A 23,233-nucleotide genomic window follows, 5' to 3' on the forward strand; every position below is an offset into this window, starting at 1 on the left:
TGTGCGGCGCCTTGGCTGTTTGCTTATGGTGTTGGCCTTTCCTTGTTGTGTTAGTGGTCTATTAGCGTTGCCCCTGTGCGGGGCGGCACCTACTTTTCTTTGCCTGCCGCAAAGAAAAGTAGGCAAAAGAAAGCGGCTTTACACCGCCAGCTCATAAGCGGGTCCCCCGCACAGTAGCGGTAGTGGTGCATCTGGAATCTGTGTTCCCGCACATTCCGCCTTAGTGACAAGGCAGTCATACCTCCGGCGGCGCTGCGCGCGCCGATGCCTCGTTCTTGGAACCGCCCGCCGGGTTTTGTGCGGCGAGTTTTTTGCGCCTCGCTGCTTCTGCGAGCGCTCTCCCTTCTTTACCTCACTGCGTTACCGGTTCGCCAGGGATCGATTGGCCCGATGGGTCCGGGTGCATCGCCGTGGGTGCAGCTTGCGATGGTTTCTCGCCGTTCTGCGGCGAGCCCGGTGAGGTGCCCCCTCGTACGTATTCCTTGAAGTCGGCGCCCGCTTCCCATGGGTTGGGCTTGCAACCCAGCGATCCGTCGCAATGCGCAGCGAAACCAATCGTTGCCGTGCCGTCCGGATTCGGTGTACGCGTTATCTGGTACGCGAGCGCACGCTTGCCACCGTCCGGGCCCGCCGTCTGGATCAACGTGTCTGTCGAAGACTCGATCTTGTACTTCGAATGCCCCGCTACCCACGTCTGCGCACGTTGCCACCAAACGTCACACTCGGCTTTGGTCGAACACGTCAACGGCGTGGTCGCGATCTGCATCACGCCCGGGTCGACCTGCCCCCGCGTCGAACACCCCGTCACCGCCACCAGGCACAGTACGGCCAACAGACCTTTTTTCATCGCGTTAAAGCCTCCCGCTCCGGAACGTGTCATGCACGTTGGACCGCATCCCCGACAAGGTGTTTCATACGCGCTTGCGAATAGTCGAAGCGCGTGGAGATTTTGCCGGTATGGTCGGGTATCGATGGTCGCCTGGCGTAGACGTTACCTGTGCGCAATAGAAAAGCGGCCATCAAACCGCGTGCGGTTCTGCAAATGAAAATGCCGTTCAGTGTTCACCGAACGGCATTTGCTCTGAAGGCGTTTTTCCGGGTTCGTCTGCTGCGTTGTTCAGACGCTAAACCGGTTCAGTGTGTACGCCCGGTAAGCCGCGACAAATGCGTCGAATGAACCGACCTCTTCCCGTTCAAGTTTGGCCTGCTCGGCAAGCGATTGCGCAGCAAGGTCGGCAAATTCTTTGGTCTGCGCGGCATCCAGCGGACGCGAGCGGAAATAAGCGGCGTGCGCTTCGCTTTGCTCAAGGCCGAATGCGAGAAAGCTCTGCTGCTTGTCGCGCATCGTCTGCAACACGCGTGCGGACGGTGTCAGCGACGCATCCGCCAGTTTCGCGCGTTGAACCGCCACGGCGCGTGCGTGGGCGTCGCCACCGTGCAGTGCGTCGAGCTTCGCGGCGGCTGCATCTATCTGGATGAACAGTTCGTTCGCCCAATCCGTCATCGCGATCGGGCTGCCGTCGCGCGTCAGTTCAAGACCAGGCTTGCGGCCCTCCATCGTCACGCGGCCGAAGTTCTGATTCGCCTCGGCATAGGCGTCCGGCGGCAGTGGCGCGCTGTCGTCGAGCGCGCAGACCAGCAGGTAAGCATCGAGGAAGCGTGACGTCTCCAGCGAAATGCCGGTCGGCTCGAACGGATCGATGTCCATGCAGCGCACTTCGACATACTGCACGCCGCGCGCAGCCAGCGCATGCAGCGGACGCTCGCCCGGGTACGTGACGCGTTTCGGACGGATCGTCGAATAGAACTCGTTTTCGATCTGCAGCACGTTCGTATTGATCTGCACCCACTCGCCGTCGCGTTGCGTGCCGATCGCCTCGTACGCGGGATACGGCTGGCTCACGGCCTTCGCGAGCGCGTCGAGGTAGCCCGGCAACGTGTCGTAGTCGGCGTGCAGCGCGGCTTGCGCCGTGGTGTTCGAGTAGCCGAGATCGCTCATGCGCAAGCTGGTCGCGTACGGGCGATATAGCGTGTCGGCGTCGAAGGTTTCGAGCGTGTGCTTGCGATCGCGCAGGAAGCGGCGATCCAGTGCCGGCGACGCGCCGAACAGATACATCAGCAGCCAGTTGGTGCGGCGGAAATTGCGGATCAGCGCGAGGTAACGGTCGGACTGGAAATCGACGGCATTTGCCGTGGATTGCTGGTCCGCATGCCATGCCCGCCACACTTCTTCGTTCAGCGAATAGTTGTAGTGAATGCCCGCAATGCACTGCATCGTGCGGCCGTAACGGAGCGCGAGGCCAATGCGGTACACGTACTTCAGTTTGCCGATATTCGACGTGCCGTAATGCGCGATCGGAATGCCCTCGTCTGTATCGGGCAGCAGGCCGGGCATCGAGTTGTTCCACAAGATCTCGTCGCCGAGTTCGGCGTAGACGAAACGATGCAACGTATCGAGCTTCTCGAGCGTGAGCGCGACGTCGTGCTCGGCCGGCGTAATCAGTTCGAGCAACGCCTCGGAATAGTCGGTGGTCAGCGACGGATGCGTGAGCGCCGAACCAAGCGTGAGCGGATGCGGCGTCAAGGCAAGCTGGCCGTCGTGCGTTACGCGCAGGCTTTCCTTTTCGATGCCGCGCAGGCCGCGTATCAGCGCGTCGCGCTGCGGGCCTGAGCTCAGCACCGAGAGGCGGTGCAACAGCGCGTCGTTCGTGCGGGAAGGTGTCGTGTTTGGCATTGATGCGTGTCGGGCGTTGTCGGCCGCCATGTACCGCTTCACTGCTTAGGTGCAGCACTGCGCGGTTGACAACGTTCGGCGGAATTTTCGGGTAGCGGGCACTTTAACATCTCGCCAGAACGGCTGCTTGAGGCCGCTTCGGCAGGCCTTCAGGCGACACGGCCCGGCCTGATCGCAGGACAAATGGCTTGCCCTGCACCGGACTACCCGTCATGCGCCCGACGGCCGCACGACCTCAGCCGCCGCGCGCGGCCCCTGCCCGATCCGCGACCTCGTTCCACAGATGCATCGCCGCATATGCGCGCCACGGCCGCCACGCATCGGTGCGTGTGCGCTGCTGCGTGGGCCTCACGAGCGACGGGTCGCGTGCGCAGATCGATTGCATCAGCACCAGATCCCATGCGGGCCAGGCGTCGGCATCACGCCATACGCGCATTGCCACATACTCGACCGTCCATGGACCGATGCCAGGCAGTGCGAGCAACGCCGCGCGCAGGCTGTCGGCGTCGGCGACCTTGCTGTCGAGCGGCACGTCGCCTGTAGCCACTGCGTGTGCGAAGCCTTGCAACGCCGCTACGCGTTTACCCGGCATGCCGATCTTCTCCAGATTCACCGCAGCGAGCGCGGCGGGTGTTGGAAAGCGCCACGCGGTGTGCTCATGCGAATGACCTTCGATACGCTCGCCGGCACGCTGCACCAATCGTCCGATGATCGTGGTCGCCGCCTTCACGCTCACCTGCTGGCCGACGATCGCGCGCACCACCAGTTCGAAGCCCGACCACGCGCCTGGTACGCGCAAACCTGGCACGGCCTCGATCAACGGTGCGAGCCATGGGTCGGCGGCCAGTTCACGGCCGATTTTCTTAGGATCGGCGTGCAGGTCGAACATTCTCGCGATCGGCGTGGCGAGCGCGTCGGCATGACGGCTCGCCGGGCCTTCGATGTTCGCAACGATGCAGCGCTTGCGCGGATGCAGGCGTACGGTCAGCGTGCCGCTGTCGCCGGCCCAATCGATCGCGCGGCGATAGGCGCCGTCTTCAACCGCTTCGACCCCGGGCGTCGCGCGTCCGCCGAAAAAGCGCAGCAGACGCGGCCAGTCGAAGGGTGGTTTGAAGGGCAATTCGAGTGTTGCGACGTCGTCAAGCGTGCTCACGCGGCGTGGTCCAGTTTAGTGGTGGCGGTAACGACCGCAGGTTCGCGGCGCTCAGATTTGTCGGGCGAAACGTCGCCGGCGTGCCGGGCTTCGTTGTCGAGTAGCGCGGCCTTGCGCGGCAGCCCCCAACGATACCCCGCGAGTGCTCCACCCTTTTGCACGACGCGATGACACGGAATCGCCAACGCGACCGGATTCGTCGCGCACGCGCTCGCCACTGCCCGCACGGCGCGAGGTGAACCGACGGCTTCTGCGATCTGCGAATAGCTACGCGTCTCGCCGTAGGGAATGCGGCGTAGTGCGTCCCACACACGCTGCCGGAAGGCGGTGGCGGCGATATCCAGAGGCAGGTCGAAGTCCTGCCGCGTGCCGCGCAGATAGGCGTCGATCTGCGCGATGAACGGTGCGAGCCGCGTTGCATCTTCGACCAACTCGGCATTGGCGAATTCGTCGCGCAAATCGTCGGCGAGTATCGCGGCATCGTCGCCGAACCCGATCTTGCAGATGCCTTTATCGGTGGCGGCGACCAGCACGAAGCCGAGCGAGGTCGGTGCGCTGGCGTAACGCACGGTAAGTCCCGCACCCTTGCGGCGGAACGCGGACGGCGCCATGCCCAATTCCGCCGACGCGCTGTCGTACATGCGCGATGGCGAGCCGAAGCCGGCGTCGAGCGTGGCGCGGGTCACGTCCGAACCGCTCTGCAGCGCATCGCGCAACGCGGCGCCGCGCTGCGCGGCCTGGTACTGACGGGGCGACACGCCCACCACGCGCTTGAACAGGCGCTGCAAGTGAAATGGGCTGACATGCACGGCATCGCTCAATTGCGCGAGCGTGAGGCGCTGTTGCGGATCGGCGTCCAGCGCGGCGCACGCGCGATTGACGATCTCCAGCTCGCGCGGCAATCCGCCGGGCTGGCAGCGTTTGCAATCGCGATAGCCCGCGGCGCGCGCGGCGTTTGCGTCGGTGAAGAATGCGACATTTTCGCGGCGTGGCTGGCGCGATGCGCATGACGGGCGGCAGAACACGCCCGTCGTCTTGACGGCGTAGAAGAACGCGCCGTCGGCCTGCGGCTCGCGGCGGGTGACGGCGTCCCAACGCTCGGCGTCGGTGGTCCAGTGGGTGTCGCCAATGGCGGTTTCGCTGCCGGTTTCGGTATGGAAAGTACGGTCGGTGCGGTTCATGATGGTCCCGAAAAAGCGGTGTCGATGCTCACCAATGTAGGCCGCATGCCAACACACTACGCTCCGGTTCTTGCTCTGTCATTGCACTTCCTCGTAGGCTCCGGGCGCCCGCCAGGCGCTCGTTTCGCCCCAAACTGCGACAATTTGGCACGATATCGGGTTTTCCCTTAAAAAGTTATTGCGTCGCACCAACCCCATGTGTATATTAGTACCTGTCTCCTCCATGTCTCCTCCTGATATGGATTCAGCCCGCTCCACATAGAGCGGGCTTTTTTTCGTCTGATGTTTTCTGATCTGTCCCTCGCGCACGCCTCATCGCCCGTTCTCGCTGCCCCTGCTATCTCCTACACTGATGGCTGTTCATCCGTTCTGCGAACGGGGCCAAGGGGCGTTCGACATGAAAATCCATATTCGCGAGATCGATCACATCGTCATTCGGGCATCGAATGTTCCGGAGATGACGCGTTTTTATTGCGAAGTGCTCGGTTGCAGCATCGAGAAGGAGCAGCCCGATCTGGGCCTGACGCAATTACGCGCGGGGCGCTCGCTGATCGACCTGTTAAAGGTTGGCGCCAAGCTCGATCATCCCGAGAATGGGGTGCCGGGCGCGGGGCGGAATATGGACCACGTATGTTTGCGTGTCGAGCCGTTCGACGCCGAAGCGCTTACGGCGCATCTGGCCGAACACGGCGCGCGGCCTGGCGAGGCGGCTTTGCGCTACGGCGCCGATGGGTTTGGGCAGTCGCTGTATCTATTCGACCCGGAAGGCAATATGGTCGAGCTCAAAGGGCCGCCTGAAGCAGCACGTGCGACGTCGCTGTGACGGGCGTAGCCGCCACGTTCCGGCCTGTGCGACAGACAGGTGTCAAACGATGCAGGCGGGCGCAGCCGTAGGCGAAGTTCGTGCGGCATGCGCGGTTGGCGGTAGCTAGCGCTTACCCGCGTCATCAGGCGTTGGCAGGCGCCTTCAACACCGTCCATTCGATCTTCACCGCATCGGCGTCGGCGCTGCCGAGCCACGCTTCGCCATCCTGCACCGTGCATTGCAGGCGCATGGTCCGTTCGGCGAGCGAGCCCAGCGCGGCGGCAACGTCTTCGCCAAGCGTCCAGACCGTCACATTGCGCATGCGTTCGACCTTGCTGCGCACTCCTTGCCACCAGATGTCCGAGGTGCGGCCGCCATAGGCGATCACGATCACTTCGTTCGAGCGGCCGCTTGCCTTGGCAATGCGCCGTTCGTCCGGCTGGCCGACTTCGATCCAGGTTTCGATCGCGCCCGTCAGGTCCTTTTGCCAGAGGTCCGGTTCGTCGACATCCGACAAACCTTTACAGAATTCGAGCCGTTCCTGCGCGAACAACGCAAATGCGGCGACGCGCACCATCATCCGTTCGTCGGTTTCGGAGGGATGACGGGCGATCGTCAGGGCATGGTCGGCGTAGTAGTGCCGGTCCATGTTGGCAATCTGGAGTTCTGCTTTGTAAATCGTCGATTTGAGAGCCATGCCGTTGCTAAACCAGGCGCTCGCCCCACCGGAGCCGGAGCGAACAGAAAAAGAATCGTCGACGGCGCGTTGCCGTGTTCGGTGTTTGGTGTACATCGCGTGTTCCTCCTGAGCCGAGGCCGGCTGCAATTGCGACTATCGCAACAGGAGAAGCATTTATCGCGCCACTGCCGGTTCGAAGCTGCTGCCGTAGACCTCGCCTGCGGCTTCCCGCAAGGCTTCGAGCACGATGGAGGCCGCCGGCGAAAGCAGGTGCGACTGGCGCGTGATGATACCGAATGTATCCATTCTGCACGGTAAATCGAGCGGTACACGCTTGAGAACACCGTACTGCTGGTACTGGCGCGCCACTTCATCGGGTAAAACCGCCAACATGTCGCTTTGAAGCAATAAGCTCGAAATTGCCAGAAAATTGTTGGTATTGACGACGTTTTGAGGCGGATTCAGTCCAATCTGCGAAAACATCAGATCAAAGCGATGGCGCAACACACTGCCCGGCGGGTGCAAAACCCAGCTCGCGTTGACGATTCCGCGCAGTGTCAAACCTGTTTCATTTTCGAGAGGATGGCCGGGACGCGCCACCACACATAGCGGCTCGTCGGCGAGCGGTTCGTAGCGGATTTCCGCCTTGAGCTGGTTTTGCCGCTCCAATACCCGGCCGATCATGATGTCCAGTTCGCCCTCGGCAAGTCTCGGCAGCATGACGTCCGAGGTTTCCACTTCCGCCCAGATCTGCAACTGGGGATAACGTTCTTTCACGCTCGCGATGGCGCGCGGCACCATTGTCGCGGCGGCCGCGGCGATCACGCCGATCCGCACCTGGCCGGCCAGACCGGCGCGTAGTGCGGAGATTTCGTCATGCGCGTGGCTGAGATTCGAGAGCACCATGCGCGCGTGACGGATCATCACCTCGCCGTACAGCGTGGCGTGCATGCCGTGCGGCGTGCGGTCGAACAGACTCACCTCCAGCATGTCCTCGAGCTCTTTCAGGAGCCGCGACGCGGCGGGCTGGGTCATGCCGAGCACGTCGGCGGCGCGCCGGACGTTGCCCTCCTCTTCCATTGCCGCGAGCAGCAGCAACTGCCGTGTCTTGAGGCGCGCCCGCACGAACCAGTTCGAGTAGCTACGAGTCGTCATGGCCTGTCTCCCTATGCGGCTTGAGGCCGTCTGTTGGACGATTTGCCGTTGTGAAGCCTCCATGATGCCATATCGAAATTGATATCGGGATGGCCTAAAAAGGGATTGGAAAGTTATTGGGACGGCTCATACCATTCGTGGACTTTGTGAGCGTCCTCATAAGTTTTCTTTAGGCAGCGCCTTCCCGTCGATGAATCGCGATCCGCTCGTCCCGCTTGTTGCCAGTCCGTTCCGCCATTACATCAATGGCGGCTGGGAGACGGGCGCGACCACGGGCGTGTCGCTCAACCCGTCGGATCTGGACGAGCCGGTCGGCGAGTACGTGCGGGCCGACGCGAGGCAGACCGATACCGCGATCGAAGCGGCCAGCGCGGCGTTCCGCGAATGGTCGCTGGGTTCGGCGCAGCGCCGCGCGGATGCCCTCGATGCGATCGGCAGCGAGATGCTGGCGCGCCGTGACGAACTGGGCCGGCTGCTTGCGCGCGAAGTCGGCCAGACGCTGCCGGAAGCGCTGGCCGAAGCCACGCGAGCCGGCCAGATCTTCAAGTTCTTCGCCGCGGAAGCCCTTCGCGTGTCCGCCGAGTCAGGGGTATCGGCACGCCCCGGTGTCGAAATCGACGTGACGCGTGAACCGCTCGGCGTGGTCGGCATCATCGCGCCGTGGAGCGCGCCGCTGGCGATTGCCGCCGCGAAGATCGGCGCCGCCCTCGCCCACGGCAATTGCGTGGTCTTCAAACCGGCCGAATCCGTGCCGGCTTGCGCGGCGGCGCTGGCGTCGATCGTGAGCCGCGCTGGCTTGCCGGCCGGGGTATTCAATCTGGTGATGGGCAGCGGGCGGCAGGTCGGCGCGCGGATCGCCGCGCATCCGCTGGTGGCGGCGATCAGCTTCACCGGTTCGGCGGAAACCGGCACGCGTGTCCTACAGGTTGCAGCGGCGAGACAGGCGCGCGTGCAACTGGAAATGGGCGGCAAGAATCCGTTCGTGGTGTTGGCCGATGCCGATTTCGACGGTGCTGTCGACGCAGCACTCAGCGGCGCTTACAGCTGCGCCGGCCAACGCAGTACAGCCGCGTCGCGGCTGATCGTCGAACGGGCGGTGTTCGAGCCGTTCGTCGACGCGTTGCAGACGAGGCTCGCAAAACTCAGCGTCGATCACGCACTGAAGCACGGCACGGATATCGGTCCGCTCGCCAACGCCGCGCAGTTGGAGCGCAATCTCGACCACGTGCGCATCGGTCAGCAGGAAGGCGCGGAATTGCTGTGCGGCGGCCGTCAGTTCGAACGCGCTGAACGCACGACACGGGGTTACTTTTTCGAACCGGCGCTGTTCGTCGGCGAACCGGAACACCGCATCGCGCGAGAAGAGCTTTTCGGCCCGCTTGCCGTGGTGCTGAACGCCGACGATTACGACCACGCCCTGCATCTCGCGAACGACACCGCCTACGGGTTATGCGCCGGCATCTGCACGCGCTCGCTGAGCCGCGCGCGGCATTTCCGCCGTCACGTGCAGTGCGGCCTCGTCACGATCAATCTGCCGACCACCGCCGTCGAATATCACGCGCCCGGTGGTGGTCGCAAGGCGTCGGCCTACGGCGCAACCGATGCAGCGTTCTGGACGGCCGTGAAAACGGCCTACGTTGCGAGTTGATGGCCATGAGAGCAGCTCGGACCGCGGGTCAATCCATCGCTCGATGCACGGCTTGCCGCACGGCGGCCACCGCCGCGGGCGCGGCAGCGCATTGCGCGCTTCACCCCAAACCTTATCCACGTTCCGGCTGACGCCGCCGTGCACCCTCGCTGCAAATAAACGAAATCAATGCAGCTTTTCAACCTCAGGAGACAGGTATGACCAGCAAGCTTCGCCGTTTGACGCTATCCGCGATCGCCGCCGCGGCCCTCGCCGCGCCCTTTGCCGCACAATTCTCCGCGCACGCCGATCAGCCGCTCAAAGTCGGCTTCCTCGTGAAGATGCCGGAGCAGGCCTGGTTCATCAACGAACAGAAGGCTGCCACCGCGCTCGGTCAGAAGGACGGCTTCTCGGTGGTCAACATCGGCACGCCGGACGGCGAGAAAGTGCTGGCTGCGATCGACAATCTCGGCGCACAAGGCGCCAAAGGTTTCGTGATCTGCGCGCCCGACGTGCGGCTCGGACCGGCGATTCAGGCGCGTGCGAAGCGCTACAACATGAAGTTCGTCACCGTCGACGATCAACTGGTCGACTCCACCGGCAAGCCGCTGCCGAATGTGCCACACCTGGGCATGTCGGCGTTCAAGATCGGCAATCAGGTCGGCACGGCGATCTCTGAAGAAATGAAGCGCCGCGGCTGGAAGCCGGAAGAAGTCGGCGCGCTGCGCATCACGAACTACGAACTGCCGACCGCCAAACTGCGCACTGACGGAGCGACGGAAACGTTGTTGGCCGGTGGCTTCAAGAAGGAAAACATCTTCGACGCGCCGCAGAAGACCACCGACGACGAAGGCGGTTTCAACGCATCGTCGCCGGTGCTCGCGCAGCATCCGAACATCAAGAAGTGGGTCATCTTCGCGCTCAATGAAGAAAGCGTGCTGGGCGGCGTTCGCGCGACCGAGCAACTGCACATTCCGGCGGCCGACGTGATCGGCGTCGGCATCAACGGCGCGGGCGAAGCGTTCGCCGAGTTCCAGAAGAAGGAGCCGACGGGCTTCTACGGCACGATCGCCGTGAGCTCGACGATGCACGGCAAGGAGAGCACGGAAAACCTCGTCGAGTGGATCAAGGACGGCAAGCAGCCGCCGGCCGATACGCAAACCACCGGCAAGCTGATGGTGCGCAGCAACTGGCTGGACGTGCGTAAAGAACTCGGCATTTAAGCGGTCTTCGAGTTTGCGCGAAGCGGGCTTCTTTCACGTTGACGCTAACACTGACGCGAAAGCGGCCCGCGCAGCTTGTCCACCCGCTAGAGGCTTTTTGATGACGGTTTCTCATATTGGCGAAACGGCGCTGCCCGCAGAGGCGCCCTCACCTGCGCTTACGTCGGCTGATCCGTATCTGCGGCTCGACGGCATCACCGTGCGCTTTCCCGGCGTGCTCGCGCTCGACCAGGTGTCGCTCGACGTGCGGCGCGGCGAAGTACACGGCTTGATGGGCGAAAACGGCGCCGGCAAATCGACGCTGCTCAAAGTGCTGTCCGGCGTGAATCAGCCGGTGGCGGGCAGGTTGTCGCTCGATGGCGTTGAGCAGCAGTTCGTCACCACGAAAGCGGCTATCGCGGCGGGCGTTGCGATCATCTACCAGGAACTGCATCTGGTGCCGGAGTTGACGGTGGCGGAAAACCTGATGCTCGGTGCGTTGCCCAACCGCTTCGGCGTGCTTGATGAAAAAGCGCTGCTTGCACGCGCAGTGCGCGAACTGGAAAGACTCGGCGAAAAGATCGACCCTGCGCAGCAGGTGAAAAATCTCTCGATCGGTCAGCGCCAGATGATCGAGATCGGTAAGGCACTGATGCGCGATGCTCGCGTGATCGCGTTCGACGAACCGACGAGTTCGTTGTCGTCGCGCGAAACCACGCAGTTGTTCCGGATTATTCGTGCGTTGAAGGCGGAGGGCCGGGCGATCGTCTACGTCACACATCGGATGGACGAAGTCTACGAACTATGCGATCGCGTGACGGTGTTCCGAGATGGCCGCCGCATCGATACGTTCGAAGCCGGTGAAGGGCTCAATCGCGATCGCCTGATCAGTTGCATGGTGGGCCGCTCGATCGCCGACGTGTACGGCTATCGCTCACGCGAACTCGGCGGTGTGCAACTCGAGGTCAGGGAATTGATGGGACGTGGCCTGCGCGAACCGGCTTCGTTTAGCGCACGTAAAGGCGAAATCCTCGGGTTCTTCGGGCTGGTCGGTGCGGGACGTTCCGAGTTGATGAAGCTTATCTACGGGGCCGTGAAACCGGAGACCGGCGAGATTGCGCTCAAAGGCCGGCGCGTGCGCTTCGCCACGCCGCGCGATGCGGTGCGTGCGGGTGTCGCGCTGTGTCCGGAGGATCGCAAGCAGGAAGGCATCGTTTCGATTGCCTCGGTATCGGACAACCTCAATATCAGTTGCCGCCGCCACTTCAGCCGCTTCAACGTGCTCAACGGCCGCAAGGAAGCGCAGACCGCGAAAGAGTTTATCGGCAAGCTTTCGATCAAAACGCGTAACGGCGAAACACCGATCGGCACCCTCTCCGGCGGCAATCAGCAGAAGGTGATTCTGTCGCGTTGGCTCGCCGAAGAGATCGACGTGTTCCTGATGGACGAACCCACACGCGGCATCGACGTCGGCGCGCGCAGCGAAATATACGGGCTGTTGTACGGACTCGCTGAGGCCGGCCGCACGGTCATCGTTGTGTCGAGCGATCTGGCCGAAGTGATCGGCGTGGCGGATCGCGTGATCGTGATGAAGGAAGGCTGCATCGTCGGCAATCTGCCGAAAGCGCAGGCCACGCCCGATGCGCTGATCAAGCTCGCGCTGCCTCGTTAAGAACGCCACACGTATCGGGCAACGGATGGCAACCCAAGGCAACCGAACCGGATTGCGCCATTGAAAACGGAATAGACACTATGCACACACCCTCAACCGACTCCCCTACTCCAGCTGTCGCTTCCTCGGGCCTGAGCGCGCGCGCCGCACGCACCTGGGACCTGCTCAACAAGTCCGGCATCGTGATGGTGTTCGTCATCCTGTTCGCGGTTTTGTCGTTCACCGTGCCGGACTTTTTAAGCTCGAGAAACATCCAGGGGCTGCTGCTTTCCGTCACGCTGATCGGTTCGATCTCCGTGACGATGATGTTCGTGCTCGCGCTCGGCGAAGTGGATCTGTCGGTGGCGTCGATCGTGGCGTTCGCGGGCGTGGTGGCGTCCACCTTGATCACCGCGACCCATAGCGTGACGCTCGGTATCGCCGCCGGCGTGCTCGCGGGTGGCGCGGTCGGACTGGTCAATGGCGTGCTGGTCGCGCGCTACAAGATCAACTCGCTGATCGTCACGCTCGCGATGATGGAGGTCGTGCGCGGCCTCGCCTACATCACGTCGAACGGCGACGCGGTGATGATTTCGGAGGAGCGTTTCTTCGACCTCGGCGGCGGCGCGTTCCTCGGCATTTCGTATCCGATCTGGAGCAACATCGTCGGCTTCGTGCTGTTCGGTTTTCTGCTGAAGAAAACCGTATTCGGCAAGAACGTGCTGGCCGTCGGCGGCAATAGCGAGGCCGCCCTGCTCGCGGGCTTGCCGGTCACCCGAATCAAGATCACAGTATTCGTATTGCAGGGCCTCGTAACGGGTTTTGCAGGCGTGATGCTGGCATCGCGCATGAGTCTCGGCGACCCGAAAACGTCGGTCGGTCTCGAACTTGGCGTGATCTCCGCGTGCGTGCTCGGTGGTGTTTCGCTAACGGGCGGCGTCGCGACGATTTCCGGTGTGCTGGTCGGCGTGCTGATCATGGGCTCCGTGCAGGACGCCATGAGCCTGATGAATGTGCCGACTTTCTATCAATACCTGATTCGCGGCGGGATTCTGCTGCTCGCGGTGCTGTTCGATCAGTACCGCCGCAGCAAGCGCGTGCACTGACGCGCGCCCCGCCCTACATGCTTGCCAACAGGAGATTTCATGGCTGATTCCAACCAGACTAAAAAGCCGCTGCGCAGCCAGGCGTGGTTTGGCCTCAAGGACCGCGACGGTTTTCTGCATCGTTCGTGGATGAAAAATCAGGGCATCCCACACGACGAATTTGACGGACGCCCGGTGATCGGCATCTGCAATACGTGGTCCGAACTGACGCCGTGCAACGCACATTTTCGCGAGCTCGCCGAGTACGTGAAAAAAGGCGTGCACGAAGCCGGCGGTTTGCCGCTCGAGTTTCCGGTGATGTCGCTTGGTGAAACCAATTTGCGGCCTACCGCGATGCTGTTTCGCAATCTCGCTTCAATGGATGTCGAGGAGTCGATTCGCGGCAATCCGATGGACGGCGTGATTCTGCTGGTCGGCTGCGACAAGACCACGCCTGCGCTGTTGATGGGTGCGGCGTCGTGCAATCTGCCGGCGCTCGCGGTGTCGGGCGGCCCGATGCTCAACGGACGGTTTCGCGGCAAGAACATCGGCTCCGGAACGGGCGTCTGGCAGATGTCCGAGGAAGTGCGCGCCGGCACGATGACGCAGGAAGAATTCACCGAAGCCGAGTCGTGCATGAACCGCTCGCGCGGCCACTGCATGACAATGGGCACGGCATCGACGATGGCCTCGATGGTCGAATCGCTCGGCATGGGCTTGCCGCACAACGCGGCGATTCCCGCGGTCGATGCGCGCCGGCAGGTGCTCGCGCATCTGGCGGGCCGGCGCATCGTCGATATGGTTCGCGAGGATCTGACGATGGACAAGATTCTCACGCGCCAGGCGTTCGAAAACGCGATCCGCACCAATGCGGCGATCGGCGGCTCGACCAATGCGGTGGTGCATCTGATCGCGCTGGCCAAGCGCATCGGCGTCGAGTTGTCGCTGGAAGATTGGGAGCTGGGCTCGGACGTGCCGTGCCTGGTGAATCTGCAACCGTCGGGCGAATACCTGATGGAAGATTTTTACTACGCGGGCGGTTTGCCGGCCGTGCTCAAGCAACTCGGCGAGCAAGGTCTGCTGCATCGCGAAGCGCTGACGGTGAACGGCAAGACGATCTGGGACAACGTGCGCCACGCGTCGAACTACGACGAGAAGGTCATCACGACCTTCGCCGAGCCGTTCAAGCCGAAGGCCGGCATTGCGGTGCTCAAGGGCAACCTGGCGCCGAACGGCGCGGTGATCAAGCCTTCGGCCGCGACGCCGCATCTGCTGAAACATCGTGGCCGCGCGGTGGTGTTCGAGAACATCGAGGAATTGCACGCGAAGGTCGACGACGATTCGCTCGACATCGACGAGCATTGCGTGATGGTGCTCAAAGGGGCGGGGCCAAAGGGTTATCCGGGGTTCGCGGAAGTCGGCAACATGCCGCTGCCGAAGAAGGTGCTGCAAAAAGGCATCACGGACATGGTGCGCATTTCCGACGGCCGCATGAGCGGTACGGCGTATGGCTCGGTGGTGCTGCACGTGTCGCCTGAAGCGGCCGCGGGCGGGCCGCTCGCGTTCGTGCAAACCGGTGACATGATCGAACTCGACGTGCATGCCCGCCGGCTTCATCTGGACATTACCGACGAAGAACTCGCGCGCCGCCGCGCCGCGTGGCAGCCGCCCGCGCCGCCCACACGCGGCTACTACAAGCTCTATGTCGAACACGTGCTGCAAGCGGATCAGGGCGCGGATCTCGACTTTCTGGTCGGGTCGAGCGGCGCGCCGGTGCCGCGCGATTCGCATTGAGCGCCGTTTGAACGGTTGAACGTTTCTCCCTGCGCTTTGCGAGAAGGCGTATTACCGATGCGGACCGAAAGCCCGCATCGGTTTTTTTTCGCCGTCACATCAGAGCAAAGCAAGGGGCAAGGGGGGCAAAAGCGAGCTGAAATAAAAAACGGCCGGGCGCGTAATGCCCAGCCGTTTTTTAACTCGCAGGTTCACCCCCTCCAGTTTTTAAAGCTGGAGGGTTGGCGTTAATTGAAACCCCTTCAAGCTTTGGGGTTTCGACGCAGCGTTGGCGTTTAGCTTATTGTTTAATGAATCGATCGTTTGCCCAGAGGCCTTGGGTATCGCTATTGGCGGCATTCACGAATTCGACATCATGGCCGACCACGCGAACCACTCGGAAATTCGAGTTTTCTGGCGTGGAAACACACTGATATCCGGAGAAGAATTCCTGCATCTTTTGTTGTTCACCGGCTTGCGCGTGGACATCGGCGGCGTCGAGCTTATCCTTCGACAGGCAGCCGTACGCGTTGGCCTTGAACTGGATGGTTTGCTGCGGCTTGACCATCACGTCTTGCGCCTGAACAGATGCGGCAGCCAATCCCGCAATGGCGAAAACAAGGGCGATTCGCGTTTTCATATTTTCCTCCGGTGCGGGTTGAATACTCAGGTTAGCTATGTATTTAACTTTAACGTCGAACCCGCACCTTGCACTTTAGGAGAACGTGAGAGAACGACAAGCACATCTTGTGTGCGGTCGCAACAGCGGCGAATTGTCGCACCACCTGTCGCACCTGCTTAAACCTTGGGCAGGCACTTAAATCGGCTGGATTGAAACGGATAACTAAAAGACGGGTAGGGCGCATCGCTTTAACCAGTAAAGCTTTGCGGTACGTATTGGCGTAAACGAGAGGCACCAATTAAGTGAATTAATACAATTAGCGGGCGCACTTGGTGCGTTGCACACAAAGTCATTCACCCGACTAATCAAAAAACACGAAATAACGGTGTACGTACAGAAGATAAACGGTGCCAGGTGCGTCACACGTTGCCGCATGACGCACCTGGCATGGGTGAGCTTACTCGCCGTGCTGACCGGTCTTGAAGAATTCAGACTGGAACATACACATGCGTAACGCATTGTGATAGCGGCCGTTACCGAAAAACTCCTCGATTAACTCGGCCTCATGCCGAAAACCGCACTTCTCGTAAACGTGGATGGCAGCGGTATTCGACTTGTCGACGATCAGGTAGACCTTGCGCAGGTTCAGCACCGAAAACGCGTAGTCGATTGCGAGCTGGGTGGCGACGGTGGCATAGCCGCGACCCTGCGCATGCGGTGCGATGATGATCTGAAATTCTCCGCGCCGGTGGATGTAGTCGAGCTCGATCAATTCGACGACACCTACGGTTTGACCCTCATTGTCGATCGCCACGAAGCGGCGCTCGCGCAGATCGTGCACGTGCTGGTCGTACAACTGGGTCAGTTCAGAAAACGTTTCATAGGGCTCTTCGAACCAGTAACGCATGATTTTGGCGTTGTTGTTCACTTCGTGAACGAAGCGCAGATCGGTGCGCTCGAGCGGCCGCAGGGTGAGTTCGCTGCTGCGTTCGATAGTCATTGGATTCCCCTTGAGAATTATTGGTGAGTTATTGGGTGGTGCGCGCAAGTCCAAGGTGAAAGCCCGGGCTCGCGTTTTCTGTTAGTCCGGGTTCGGCGCGGGGAGTTCTTACAACGTCTGACGCTGGCGCAGGCCGCTCTTGTAAGGCGTGAGGCGCCGTGTGGGTTCGGCAAGGGTGGCGCGGCGCGTTGTCGCAGGCCACTTTTCACGTGCTTGTCGCAAATTTGTGAGGGGCTTGGCACCGTATGGGCACATGCGGTGCTCTACAATGAAATCAAGCTCTTGCGATGGAGGCTACCGTGATCGAGCACTTGATATTAGGCGCCTTTCTGGTCATCCCGCTACTTATCGTCGCGTTTCTTTTCTCCGACGAATTGTGGCAGGAGCATCGGCATCTGCACGATATGCAGCCTATGCCGGCGAAACCGCGGCGTATCGACTGGCGGCATCCGCTGCGGCGCGCGCGGCATCGGCTTTGAGTTGAGCGATCGGACCTGCAAATAAAAAAGCCTGCCGTTTCGGGCAGGCTAAAAAGAGATCCACACTCAATGCCTTGCGGGTACAAGGCAGACGCCAGTCTAGCCGTAGCGCGCGTGCGGCTGGTTTCACCAGCCATTACACATATTACGGGGCATGACCAGTTCGGTCGTCCGGGCCGCCTGTGGCGTCGGCAGGGGCGCGCCAGTGGTTGCGAATGCGCGTGGCCAGGGCTTCTAGCGTGGCCGCGTCGGCAACTTCGCGAGCATGCATGCGCAGCGGCTGTCCTTCCCAGCGCGGGATCACGTGAAAATGGACGTGCGGCACCGTTTGTCCCGCTGCGGCGCCGTTGAACTGTCCGATGAATACGCCGTCAGGGCGCAAGGCCGCGCGCACCGCGATGGCGAGCTTCTGCGTCATGCGCATGCAGGCTACCGTCGAGGCGTCCGACAATTCGAAAATCTCAACCGCCGCTTCCTTTGGCACGATCAGCATGTGGCCGTCGGCTTGCGGCATCAAATCCATGAACGCCAGCGCGGCATCGCTTTCCGCCACCTTGATGCAAGGTAGTTCGCCGCGCAGAATCTTCGCGAAGGGATTGCTGTCGTCGTAGTTCATCACGCGTCCTTTTGGTTGCCGTACGGTTCAAGCTGGGGAGGCCGTCGACGATATTGTCCACTACCTCTGTTACAGCGCGCCGTATTTGTCTCTGTCCCGTTCCTGGACGGTGCCGGCGCCAGCCGGCAATCAGCGAATCACCGCCACCTGATTCTTCCCGTCCCGCTTCGCCCGATACAGCCCGACGTCGGCGGCTTCGATCAGCGTCGTCACCGGTTCGGCGGCGGACGGCACGATGGCCGCCGCGCCGACGCTGATCGTCACGACACCACTCGCGGACCCGGCATGCGCAATGCCGAGCCCCTCGATGGCCAGGCGGATTTTCTCGGCGAGCAGGCGCAAGCCACCCGACGACGCGCCCGGCAACACCACCGCAAACTCTTCGCCGCCAAAGCGCGCCGCGAGATCGGGCGCGCGTCCAAGGCACGATTCGATGGTTTGCGCGACGCGTTTGAGCACCTCGTCGCCGGCGACGTGCCCATAAGTGTCGTTGTAGGCCTTGAAGTTATCCACATCGATCATCAGAAAACCGAGGCCGGTTTTGTCGCGCGTGCCGCGACGCCACTCGGCGGCCAGGTACTGATCGAGGTAACGGCGATTCGACAAACCCGTCAAGCCGTCCGAATGCGTGAGCCGCTGCAGTTCCAGATTGGTCGCGAGCAACTGCTGTTGCGACTGGCGCAGCGCCCGATAGGCCTCGTCACGCTGCAGCAGGTTCAGATACGAGCGCGAGTGATAGCGAATCCGCGCGATCAACTCAATGCGATCCGGCAGCTTCACCAGATAGTCGTTGGCGCCGGCGGCGAAGGCGGCGCTTTTCACCAGCGGCTCCTCTTTGGTCGACAGCACGATGATCGGAATATCGCGCGTCGCCGGATTTTGCCGGTACTGCCGCACGAGCGTGAGGCCGTCGGTGCCGGGCATGACGAGGTCTTGCAGGATCACCGTCGCACGGGTTTCCTCCGCGCAGCGCAGCGCATCTTCAGGCGACGCGCAGTAGTGAAAGTCGACGCTTCCTTCGTCAGCCAGCGCTTGGCGGACCGCCTCGGCGATGATCGCCTGATCGTCGACCAGCAGCACCATGATCGGGCATTCGGCGGCGGGCGGACTATCGAGGATGCGGGCTAACGCGTCGTCGATGGCGCTGTTGGGCGCGTCCACCGCGTACGCCTGCGCGTTCGCGTCGTGTTCTGCGAGGTCCGGCGCGGTGGCGTTCTGATACGGTTTGGAAGTGTCCATGTTGGTCAGCCAGAATGAATGTCAGTGAGTCGTAGCGGGCTAATGTGTGGCCAATGTGTGGGTAGTGTGCGCTTGCCCGGCCTTAGCCGGCACCGACGGCGGCGGCAAGCGCGGCGGCGATGCGGGGCAGGGGCAGGATCGCGGCGGCGGCGTCGAGCGCCGCGGCCGCCTTCGGCATGCCGTACACGGCACAGGTCGCCTCATGCTGTGCAATCGTGCGGTAGCCCTTGGTGCGCATCGCCTTGAGCCCGATCGCGCCGTCGCGGCCCATGCCGGTCAGCAGGACGCCAATCGCGCGCGCCGGCCAGCGGGCCACAACGCTATGGAAGAACACGTCGACGGAAGGCCGGTAGGGCGTTTCGGTTGGCACGTTCGTATAGCCCAGCACGTTGGGTAATTTCAGGTGCAGATGATCGTCGGTGGCGGCGAGCAGCGCGACGCCGGCTTGCGGCCGGTCGCCTTCGTTCGCGATCCGCACCGGCAGCGCCGACTGCTGGTTCAGCCAGTCGGCCATACCGGCGGCAAACGCCGCGTCGACGTGCTGGACGATCACGATGGCCGCCGGGAAATCCTTCGGCAAACCGCCGAGCAGGGTGGCGAGCGCTGCCGGGCCGCCTGCCGAGGCGCCGATCGCCACCAGCGGCGTGTCGCGATTGGTCACGCTTTTCGTTTCCGCCGCAGCGGCCGTGCCAGGCGCGTTGCGTTCCGCGACCTGCGCGGCGATGCGGTCGATCTTCGCGATCAGGGTGGCGATGCTCCTGTGCGCGTCCGGGCCGCTCAGCGAGGGCGTATCCACGGCGTCGAGCGCGCCCGCGCCCATTGCTTCATAGACGCGCCACGCGTTCGCGCCTACGTCGACGGTTACGATCAGGATCGCGCACGGCGCCTTCGCCATGATGCGGCGCGTGGCTTCGATCCCGTCGACGTTCGGCATCACGAGATCCATCAGCACGATGTCGGGCCGCTGCGCGGTGCAGAAATCGACTGCCTGCTGGCCGTCCTGCGCGACCCACAGCACCTCGTAGTCGTGGCGCGCGGCCAGCGCGCGGCGCAGCGCTTCGACGGCAAGGGGCAGGTCATTGACGATTCCGATTTTCATCCGTTTTACCCGTGGGTTTAACCGTAAGCTTCGCCGATCAGATCGCGCACTGCGTCGAGCAGTGCTTCGTCGTGGAAACTGCCTTTCGCCAGATAGTAATCCGCGCCCGCGTTCAGGCCGGCGCGGCGGTCCTCTTCACGATCCTTGTACGAGACGATCATCACCGGCAGCGACTGCAGTTGCGGGTCGCGCTTGATGAGCGTGACGAGTTCGATGCCGTCCATTCTCGGCATGTCGATGTCGGTAATCACAAGGTCGAAGCGCTCGCTGCGCACCGCGTTCCAGCCGTCCATGCCGTCGACGGCGATCGTCACGTCGTAGCCGCGTGTGGCCAGCAGCTTTCGTTCGAGTTCGCGCACGGTGAGCGAATCGTCGACCACCAGCACGCGCCGGGTGACGCGCCGGGCGGCGAGGGCGGTGCCGTGCTGCGTGTGTTTCAGATCGCCGCCCGCCACGAGTTTCTCGACCGAGCGCAGCCAGTCGTCGACATCCGCGATCAGCACCGGGTCGCCGTTTTCCATCAACGCGCCGGCGGTGATGTTCCTGATCTTGCCGAGACGTGGATCGAGCGGCTGCACGACCAGCATCCGCTCGCCGAGAAAACGGTCGACCACCACGCCGTAGGTTTCTTCACCGTCGCCGATCACGATCAGGCTGACGGGTTCGGCTTCGTCAGCGGGCGGCGCCGTATCGAGAATCTGATGCGCGGTGACGACGCCGATACGGCGGCCGTCGAAGGCAATGTGCTGATGGCCTTCGAGCAGTTCGATCTCCGTGCGGCTCACGTGCAGCGTGCGGTTGACATGCGCGAGCGGCACGGCGTACGGCTCGCCCGCGACTTCGACGAGCAGGCTGCGGATCACCGAAAGCGTCAGCGGCAGCTGCAACTGCACGCGCGTGCCGAGGCCGGGTTCGTGCGTGATGCGCACCGTGCCACGCACGCGCTTGACGACGTCGTACACCGCATCGAGTCCGACGCCACGGCCCGAGACCTCGGTAACCTGATCGCGCAACGAAAAGCCGGGCAGGAACAGGAATTCGAGTAGTTCGGCCTCGGACAGGCGCGCGGTGGTGTCGGCGCTCGCCAGTTTTTTGCGCACGATCGAGGCACGCAAGGCTTCGAGGTCGATGCCCGCGCCGTCGTCGGTGACGGTGATGAGCAGTGAGCCGGCGGTATGGCGCGCGTCGAGCGTGAGCGTGCCTTCTTCGGACTTGCCGCGCAGGAGACGGGCTGACGGCGCTTCGATACCGTGGTCGATCGCGTTGCGCAGCAGGTGGCCGAGCGGTGCTTCGAGCAGATCGAGGATGTCGCGATCCACCTGAGTCGATTCGCCGACCAGTTGCCAGCGCACCTTCTTGCCGAGCGAACGCGCGACGTCGCGCACCATGCGCGCCAGACCGCCGGTGCCGTCGCCGAAAGGGCGCATCCGGCATTGCAGCGCGGCGTCGTAAAGCTGCTGCGACAGATGCGTCGAGCGGCGGTCGAAGCTCTCCAGATCGGCCAGGCGCTCGGCGAGCAGATGCTGCGATTCCGCGGTGAGGCGGCGCAATTCTTCGAGCGCGGCCTGCGTGCGCGGATCAAGCTTCAGGTCGGCAAGTGTCTCGTGCAACTGATCCAGCGCACGCGAGCCGTCACGTTGGACGCGCTTGACGCGCAGCATCGATTGCGCGAAGGGTTTGAGCCAGCGCGATTCGACCAGCGATTCGCCGGATAGGGACAGGAGCCGGTCGAGGTTGTCGGCGCGTACACGCAGCATGCGGCCGGGGTCGGTGGTTAGGCGGCTTGCTTCGGTTGAACCGGATGCGGTTGATGCCGGAGCGCTTCTGGAATCGGCCGTCGACGGATTTACTGTCGTGCTGACCGATGCGCCTGACGCTGGCGTGGCTTCGGCGCGCAGAGCGTTGGCGAGCAGATTGAATGCGGCGTCTGCGTCGTGAGCCGTGTCGGCGGATGCGGCTTGGGGTTCGGTGGTGATACTGGGCACAGATCCGGCGACGCGAGCAGGATTTTCGGCCGGCGTAGCAGCAGCCTGCGGCGCACTTTCCCGCCGCATCGCCGCGCCGTGCGGCACGATACCGGCCATCCGCGCTTGCAACGACGCGACGCACGCACTCACCGCGTCACGCGCCGACTCATCCTCATCATTGCCGATGCGCGCAACGATATCGACACCGCGCAGCAACTCATCGATCCACGCGGCATCGAGTAACGCGCGCCCTTCCTGCGCCGCGACAAAACAATCCTCCATCGCGTGCGCGAGTTCGACGCCCACCTGCACCCCGACGATACGTGCCGCGCCCTTCAGCGAGTGCGCCGCGCGCATGCAGGCCTCGAGCGCGGCGGCATCGCGCGGCGCGCGTTCGAGGGCGAGCAGGCCGTCGTTGAGCACGCGCGCCTGGGTCCGCGCTTCCTCGCGGAAGAGATCGATCAGCGACGGGCGGCGCGGGTCGTCCGTCATCCGAGACTCCGGTTCAAGGTATCGAACAAGGCGTCAGCGTCGAGCAAGCCGACCGTCATGCCGCGCCACGGGGCCACGGCGCGCGTATGCGCGGCGGCCGCGTGCGAGAGCGTCGCGGGCGGCGGGCAAAAGGTGGTGACTGCGAGCCGATGCACGCCGTCGACCTGGTCGACGGGAAATACCGCATGCTCTTCGGCGCGCGAGACCACCAGCAAACGCGGCAGATCGTGGCGCGCCTGATCGTCGGCCGCCGTGGTGTCGGTTTCGAAACCGAGCAGATGCGCGAGCGACAGACACACCAGCAAGTCGCCCTGCACATTCACCACGCCCAGCACCGCGCGATGCTGCCGGTGCGGCAAGGTATGAACCGGCCGCGTCTGCACGATGCGTTTGAAGATCGGCGTAGGCAGCGCGAGCCATTCGCGGCCGATCCGGAAAATGAGGAACGACTCGCTCGCACCTTGCGGGTCGTGTTGCTGCTGCCGCTGCTGATGCGGTGACGTCTCGGCGTCATGCAGCGAGAGATCCACAAGGGGAATCGGTCGCTCCAGCAATTTGGCCGCGGCCGCTTCGAACACGGGGCAATTCAGACAACGCACGTACTCGGTCAGCCGCTCGCACGACGAATCGCCGCGCACGCCAATGCGATTCCAGCAATCGTCGAAAGTCACGGT

Annotated in this window: 20 protein-coding genes; 7 read left to right on the plus strand and 13 right to left on the minus strand. The window is 62.9% G+C overall.

The window, feature by feature from the left end:
* Nucleotides 1-352: 352 nt before the first annotated feature.
* The 4 genes from GH665_RS21135 to ada all read right to left on the minus strand — a co-directional run bounded on the left by GH665_RS21135 (nucleotide 353) and on the right by ada (nucleotide 5,068).
* Nucleotides 353-847: a hypothetical protein gene (locus GH665_RS21135; protein WP_153138081.1), complete on the minus strand. Its 495-nt coding sequence runs from the start codon at nucleotides 845-847 to the stop codon at nucleotides 353-355.
* 270 nt (nucleotides 848-1,117) lie between these two features.
* Nucleotides 1,118-2,734, minus strand: coding sequence for a glutamate--cysteine ligase (gene gshA, locus GH665_RS21140; RefSeq protein WP_153138083.1), 1,617 nt, complete (start codon nucleotides 2,732-2,734; stop codon nucleotides 1,118-1,120).
* A gap of 235 nt (nucleotides 2,735-2,969) precedes the next feature.
* Complete coding sequence (locus GH665_RS21145; RefSeq protein ID WP_153138085.1) at nucleotides 2,970-3,887, minus strand: DNA-3-methyladenine glycosylase family protein; 918 nt, start codon at nucleotides 3,885-3,887, stop codon at nucleotides 2,970-2,972.
* Nucleotides 3,884-5,068, minus strand: a complete 1,185-nt coding sequence (gene ada, locus GH665_RS21150) for a bifunctional DNA-binding transcriptional regulator/O6-methylguanine-DNA methyltransferase Ada (RefSeq protein ID WP_246216254.1) — start codon at nucleotides 5,066-5,068, stop codon at nucleotides 3,884-3,886. The genes GH665_RS21145 and ada overlap by 4 nt, the downstream gene beginning before the upstream one ends.
* Before the next feature lie 397 nt (nucleotides 5,069-5,465).
* Here ada and GH665_RS21155 point away from each other — a divergent pair, with 397 nt between their 5' ends.
* The gene (locus GH665_RS21155) at nucleotides 5,466-5,891 is read left to right on the plus strand and encodes a VOC family protein (RefSeq protein ID WP_028197637.1); all 426 of its coding nucleotides are present in this window, start codon (nucleotides 5,466-5,468) and stop codon (nucleotides 5,889-5,891) included.
* Nucleotides 5,892-6,015: 124 nt separating this feature from the next.
* On the opposite strand, the gene GH665_RS21160 is transcribed toward GH665_RS21155, so the two are convergent.
* Complete coding sequence (locus tag GH665_RS21160; protein ID WP_153138087.1) at nucleotides 6,016-6,570, minus strand: YaeQ family protein; 555 nt, start codon at nucleotides 6,568-6,570, stop codon at nucleotides 6,016-6,018.
* Nucleotides 6,571-6,726: 156 nt separating this feature from the next.
* A complete protein-coding gene (locus GH665_RS21165; RefSeq protein WP_153138088.1) occupies nucleotides 6,727-7,707 on the minus strand; it encodes a LysR family transcriptional regulator in 981 nt (326 codons plus the stop codon).
* 190 nt (nucleotides 7,708-7,897) lie between these two features.
* Here GH665_RS21165 and GH665_RS21170 point away from each other — a divergent pair, with 190 nt between their 5' ends.
* From GH665_RS21170 to GH665_RS21190, 5 genes are all read left to right on the plus strand, one after another.
* Nucleotides 7,898-9,355 carry an aldehyde dehydrogenase family protein gene (locus tag GH665_RS21170; RefSeq protein WP_153138090.1) on the plus strand — a complete coding sequence of 486 codons (1,458 nt, stop codon included), beginning with the start codon at nucleotides 7,898-7,900 and terminating at the stop codon, nucleotides 9,353-9,355.
* 197 nt (nucleotides 9,356-9,552) lie between these two features.
* Complete coding sequence (locus GH665_RS21175; RefSeq protein WP_153138092.1) at nucleotides 9,553-10,557, plus strand: arabinose ABC transporter substrate-binding protein; 1,005 nt, start codon at nucleotides 9,553-9,555, stop codon at nucleotides 10,555-10,557.
* Between the two features lie 100 nt (nucleotides 10,558-10,657).
* Nucleotides 10,658-12,208: an L-arabinose ABC transporter ATP-binding protein AraG gene (araG, locus tag GH665_RS21180; protein ID WP_153138094.1), complete on the plus strand. Its 1,551-nt coding sequence runs from the start codon at nucleotides 10,658-10,660 to the stop codon at nucleotides 12,206-12,208.
* A gap of 80 nt (nucleotides 12,209-12,288) precedes the next feature.
* Nucleotides 12,289-13,293, plus strand: a complete 1,005-nt coding sequence (gene araH, locus GH665_RS21185) for an L-arabinose ABC transporter permease AraH (protein ID WP_153138096.1) — start codon at nucleotides 12,289-12,291, stop codon at nucleotides 13,291-13,293.
* A gap of 39 nt (nucleotides 13,294-13,332) precedes the next feature.
* The gene (locus GH665_RS21190) at nucleotides 13,333-15,066 is read left to right on the plus strand and encodes an IlvD/Edd family dehydratase (RefSeq protein ID WP_153138098.1); all 1,734 of its coding nucleotides are present in this window, start codon (nucleotides 13,333-13,335) and stop codon (nucleotides 15,064-15,066) included.
* Between the two features lie 280 nt (nucleotides 15,067-15,346).
* On the opposite strand, the gene sap1 is transcribed toward GH665_RS21190, so the two are convergent.
* Together sap1 and speG are read right to left on the minus strand one after the other, a co-directional pair.
* Entirely contained in the window at nucleotides 15,347-15,685 is a 339-nt protein-coding gene (gene sap1, locus GH665_RS21195) for a surface attachment protein Sap1 (protein ID WP_028197645.1), read from the minus strand.
* A 439-nt stretch (nucleotides 15,686-16,124) separates the two neighbouring features.
* On the minus strand, nucleotides 16,125-16,667 hold the full coding sequence (speG, locus tag GH665_RS21200) for a spermidine N1-acetyltransferase (RefSeq protein WP_153138100.1): 543 nt from the start codon (nucleotides 16,665-16,667) through the stop codon (nucleotides 16,125-16,127).
* Between the two features lie 299 nt (nucleotides 16,668-16,966).
* Between speG and GH665_RS21205 the strand changes: the two genes are divergently transcribed.
* A complete protein-coding gene (locus tag GH665_RS21205) occupies nucleotides 16,967-17,146 on the plus strand; it encodes a hypothetical protein (RefSeq protein ID WP_028197647.1) in 180 nt (59 codons plus the stop codon).
* A gap of 145 nt (nucleotides 17,147-17,291) precedes the next feature.
* Here the strand turns inward: GH665_RS21205 and GH665_RS21210 are convergent, their stop codons facing one another.
* From GH665_RS21210 to GH665_RS21230, 5 genes are all read right to left on the minus strand, one after another.
* Nucleotides 17,292-17,762 (minus strand): HIT family protein, encoded by a 471-nt coding sequence (locus tag GH665_RS21210; protein ID WP_153138102.1) that lies wholly within the window; start codon nucleotides 17,760-17,762, stop codon nucleotides 17,292-17,294.
* Nucleotides 17,763-17,891: 129 nt separating this feature from the next.
* Entirely contained in the window at nucleotides 17,892-19,001 is a 1,110-nt protein-coding gene (locus GH665_RS21215) for a diguanylate cyclase (RefSeq protein WP_153138104.1), read from the minus strand.
* Between the two features lie 82 nt (nucleotides 19,002-19,083).
* On the minus strand, nucleotides 19,084-20,100 hold the full coding sequence (gene cheB / locus GH665_RS21220) for a chemotaxis response regulator protein-glutamate methylesterase (protein ID WP_153138107.1): 1,017 nt from the start codon (nucleotides 20,098-20,100) through the stop codon (nucleotides 19,084-19,086).
* A 17-nt stretch (nucleotides 20,101-20,117) separates the two neighbouring features.
* Nucleotides 20,118-22,559 carry a hybrid sensor histidine kinase/response regulator gene (locus GH665_RS21225; protein WP_153138109.1) on the minus strand — a complete coding sequence of 814 codons (2,442 nt, stop codon included), beginning with the start codon at nucleotides 22,557-22,559 and terminating at the stop codon, nucleotides 20,118-20,120.
* Nucleotides 22,556-23,230 (minus strand): chemotaxis protein CheW, encoded by a 675-nt coding sequence (locus GH665_RS21230; protein ID WP_246216255.1) that lies wholly within the window; start codon nucleotides 23,228-23,230, stop codon nucleotides 22,556-22,558. The genes GH665_RS21225 and GH665_RS21230 overlap by 4 nt, the downstream gene beginning before the upstream one ends.
* Nucleotides 23,231-23,233: the final 3 nt, after the last annotated feature.

The organism is Paraburkholderia agricolaris (assembly GCF_009455635.1).
GTDB lineage: Bacteria > Pseudomonadota > Gammaproteobacteria > Burkholderiales > Burkholderiaceae > Paraburkholderia > Paraburkholderia agricolaris.

Coding starts and splice junctions, on each gene's coding strand:
- ada (WP_246216254.1), bottom strand. CDS start 5,068: ATGAACCGCACCGACCGTACTTTCCATACCGAAACCGGCAGCGAAACC.
- gshA (WP_153138083.1), bottom strand. CDS start 2,734: ATGCCAAACACGACACCTTCCCGCACGAACGACGCGCTGTTGCACCGC.
- GH665_RS21170 (WP_153138090.1), top strand. CDS start 7,898: ATGAATCGCGATCCGCTCGTCCCGCTTGTTGCCAGTCCGTTCCGCCAT.
- GH665_RS21160 (WP_153138087.1), bottom strand. CDS start 6,570: ATGGCTCTCAAATCGACGATTTACAAAGCAGAACTCCAGATTGCCAAC.
- sap1 (WP_028197645.1), bottom strand. CDS start 15,685: ATGAAAACGCGAATCGCCCTTGTTTTCGCCATTGCGGGATTGGCTGCC.
- GH665_RS21190 (WP_153138098.1), top strand. CDS start 13,333: ATGGCTGATTCCAACCAGACTAAAAAGCCGCTGCGCAGCCAGGCGTGG.
- speG (WP_153138100.1), bottom strand. CDS start 16,667: ATGACTATCGAACGCAGCAGCGAACTCACCCTGCGGCCGCTCGAGCGC.
- GH665_RS21210 (WP_153138102.1), bottom strand. CDS start 17,762: ATGAACTACGACGACAGCAATCCCTTCGCGAAGATTCTGCGCGGCGAA.
- GH665_RS21155 (WP_028197637.1), top strand. CDS start 5,466: ATGAAAATCCATATTCGCGAGATCGATCACATCGTCATTCGGGCATCG.
- cheB (WP_153138107.1), bottom strand. CDS start 20,100: ATGAAAATCGGAATCGTCAATGACCTGCCCCTTGCCGTCGAAGCGCTG.
- araH (WP_153138096.1), top strand. CDS start 12,289: ATGCACACACCCTCAACCGACTCCCCTACTCCAGCTGTCGCTTCCTCG.
- GH665_RS21215 (WP_153138104.1), bottom strand. CDS start 19,001: ATGGACACTTCCAAACCGTATCAGAACGCCACCGCGCCGGACCTCGCA.
- GH665_RS21135 (WP_153138081.1), bottom strand. CDS start 847: ATGAAAAAAGGTCTGTTGGCCGTACTGTGCCTGGTGGCGGTGACGGGG.
- GH665_RS21225 (WP_153138109.1), bottom strand. CDS start 22,559: ATGACGGACGACCCGCGCCGCCCGTCGCTGATCGATCTCTTCCGCGAG.
- araG (WP_153138094.1), top strand. CDS start 10,658: ATGACGGTTTCTCATATTGGCGAAACGGCGCTGCCCGCAGAGGCGCCC.
- GH665_RS21165 (WP_153138088.1), bottom strand. CDS start 7,707: ATGACGACTCGTAGCTACTCGAACTGGTTCGTGCGGGCGCGCCTCAAG.
- GH665_RS21175 (WP_153138092.1), top strand. CDS start 9,553: ATGACCAGCAAGCTTCGCCGTTTGACGCTATCCGCGATCGCCGCCGCG.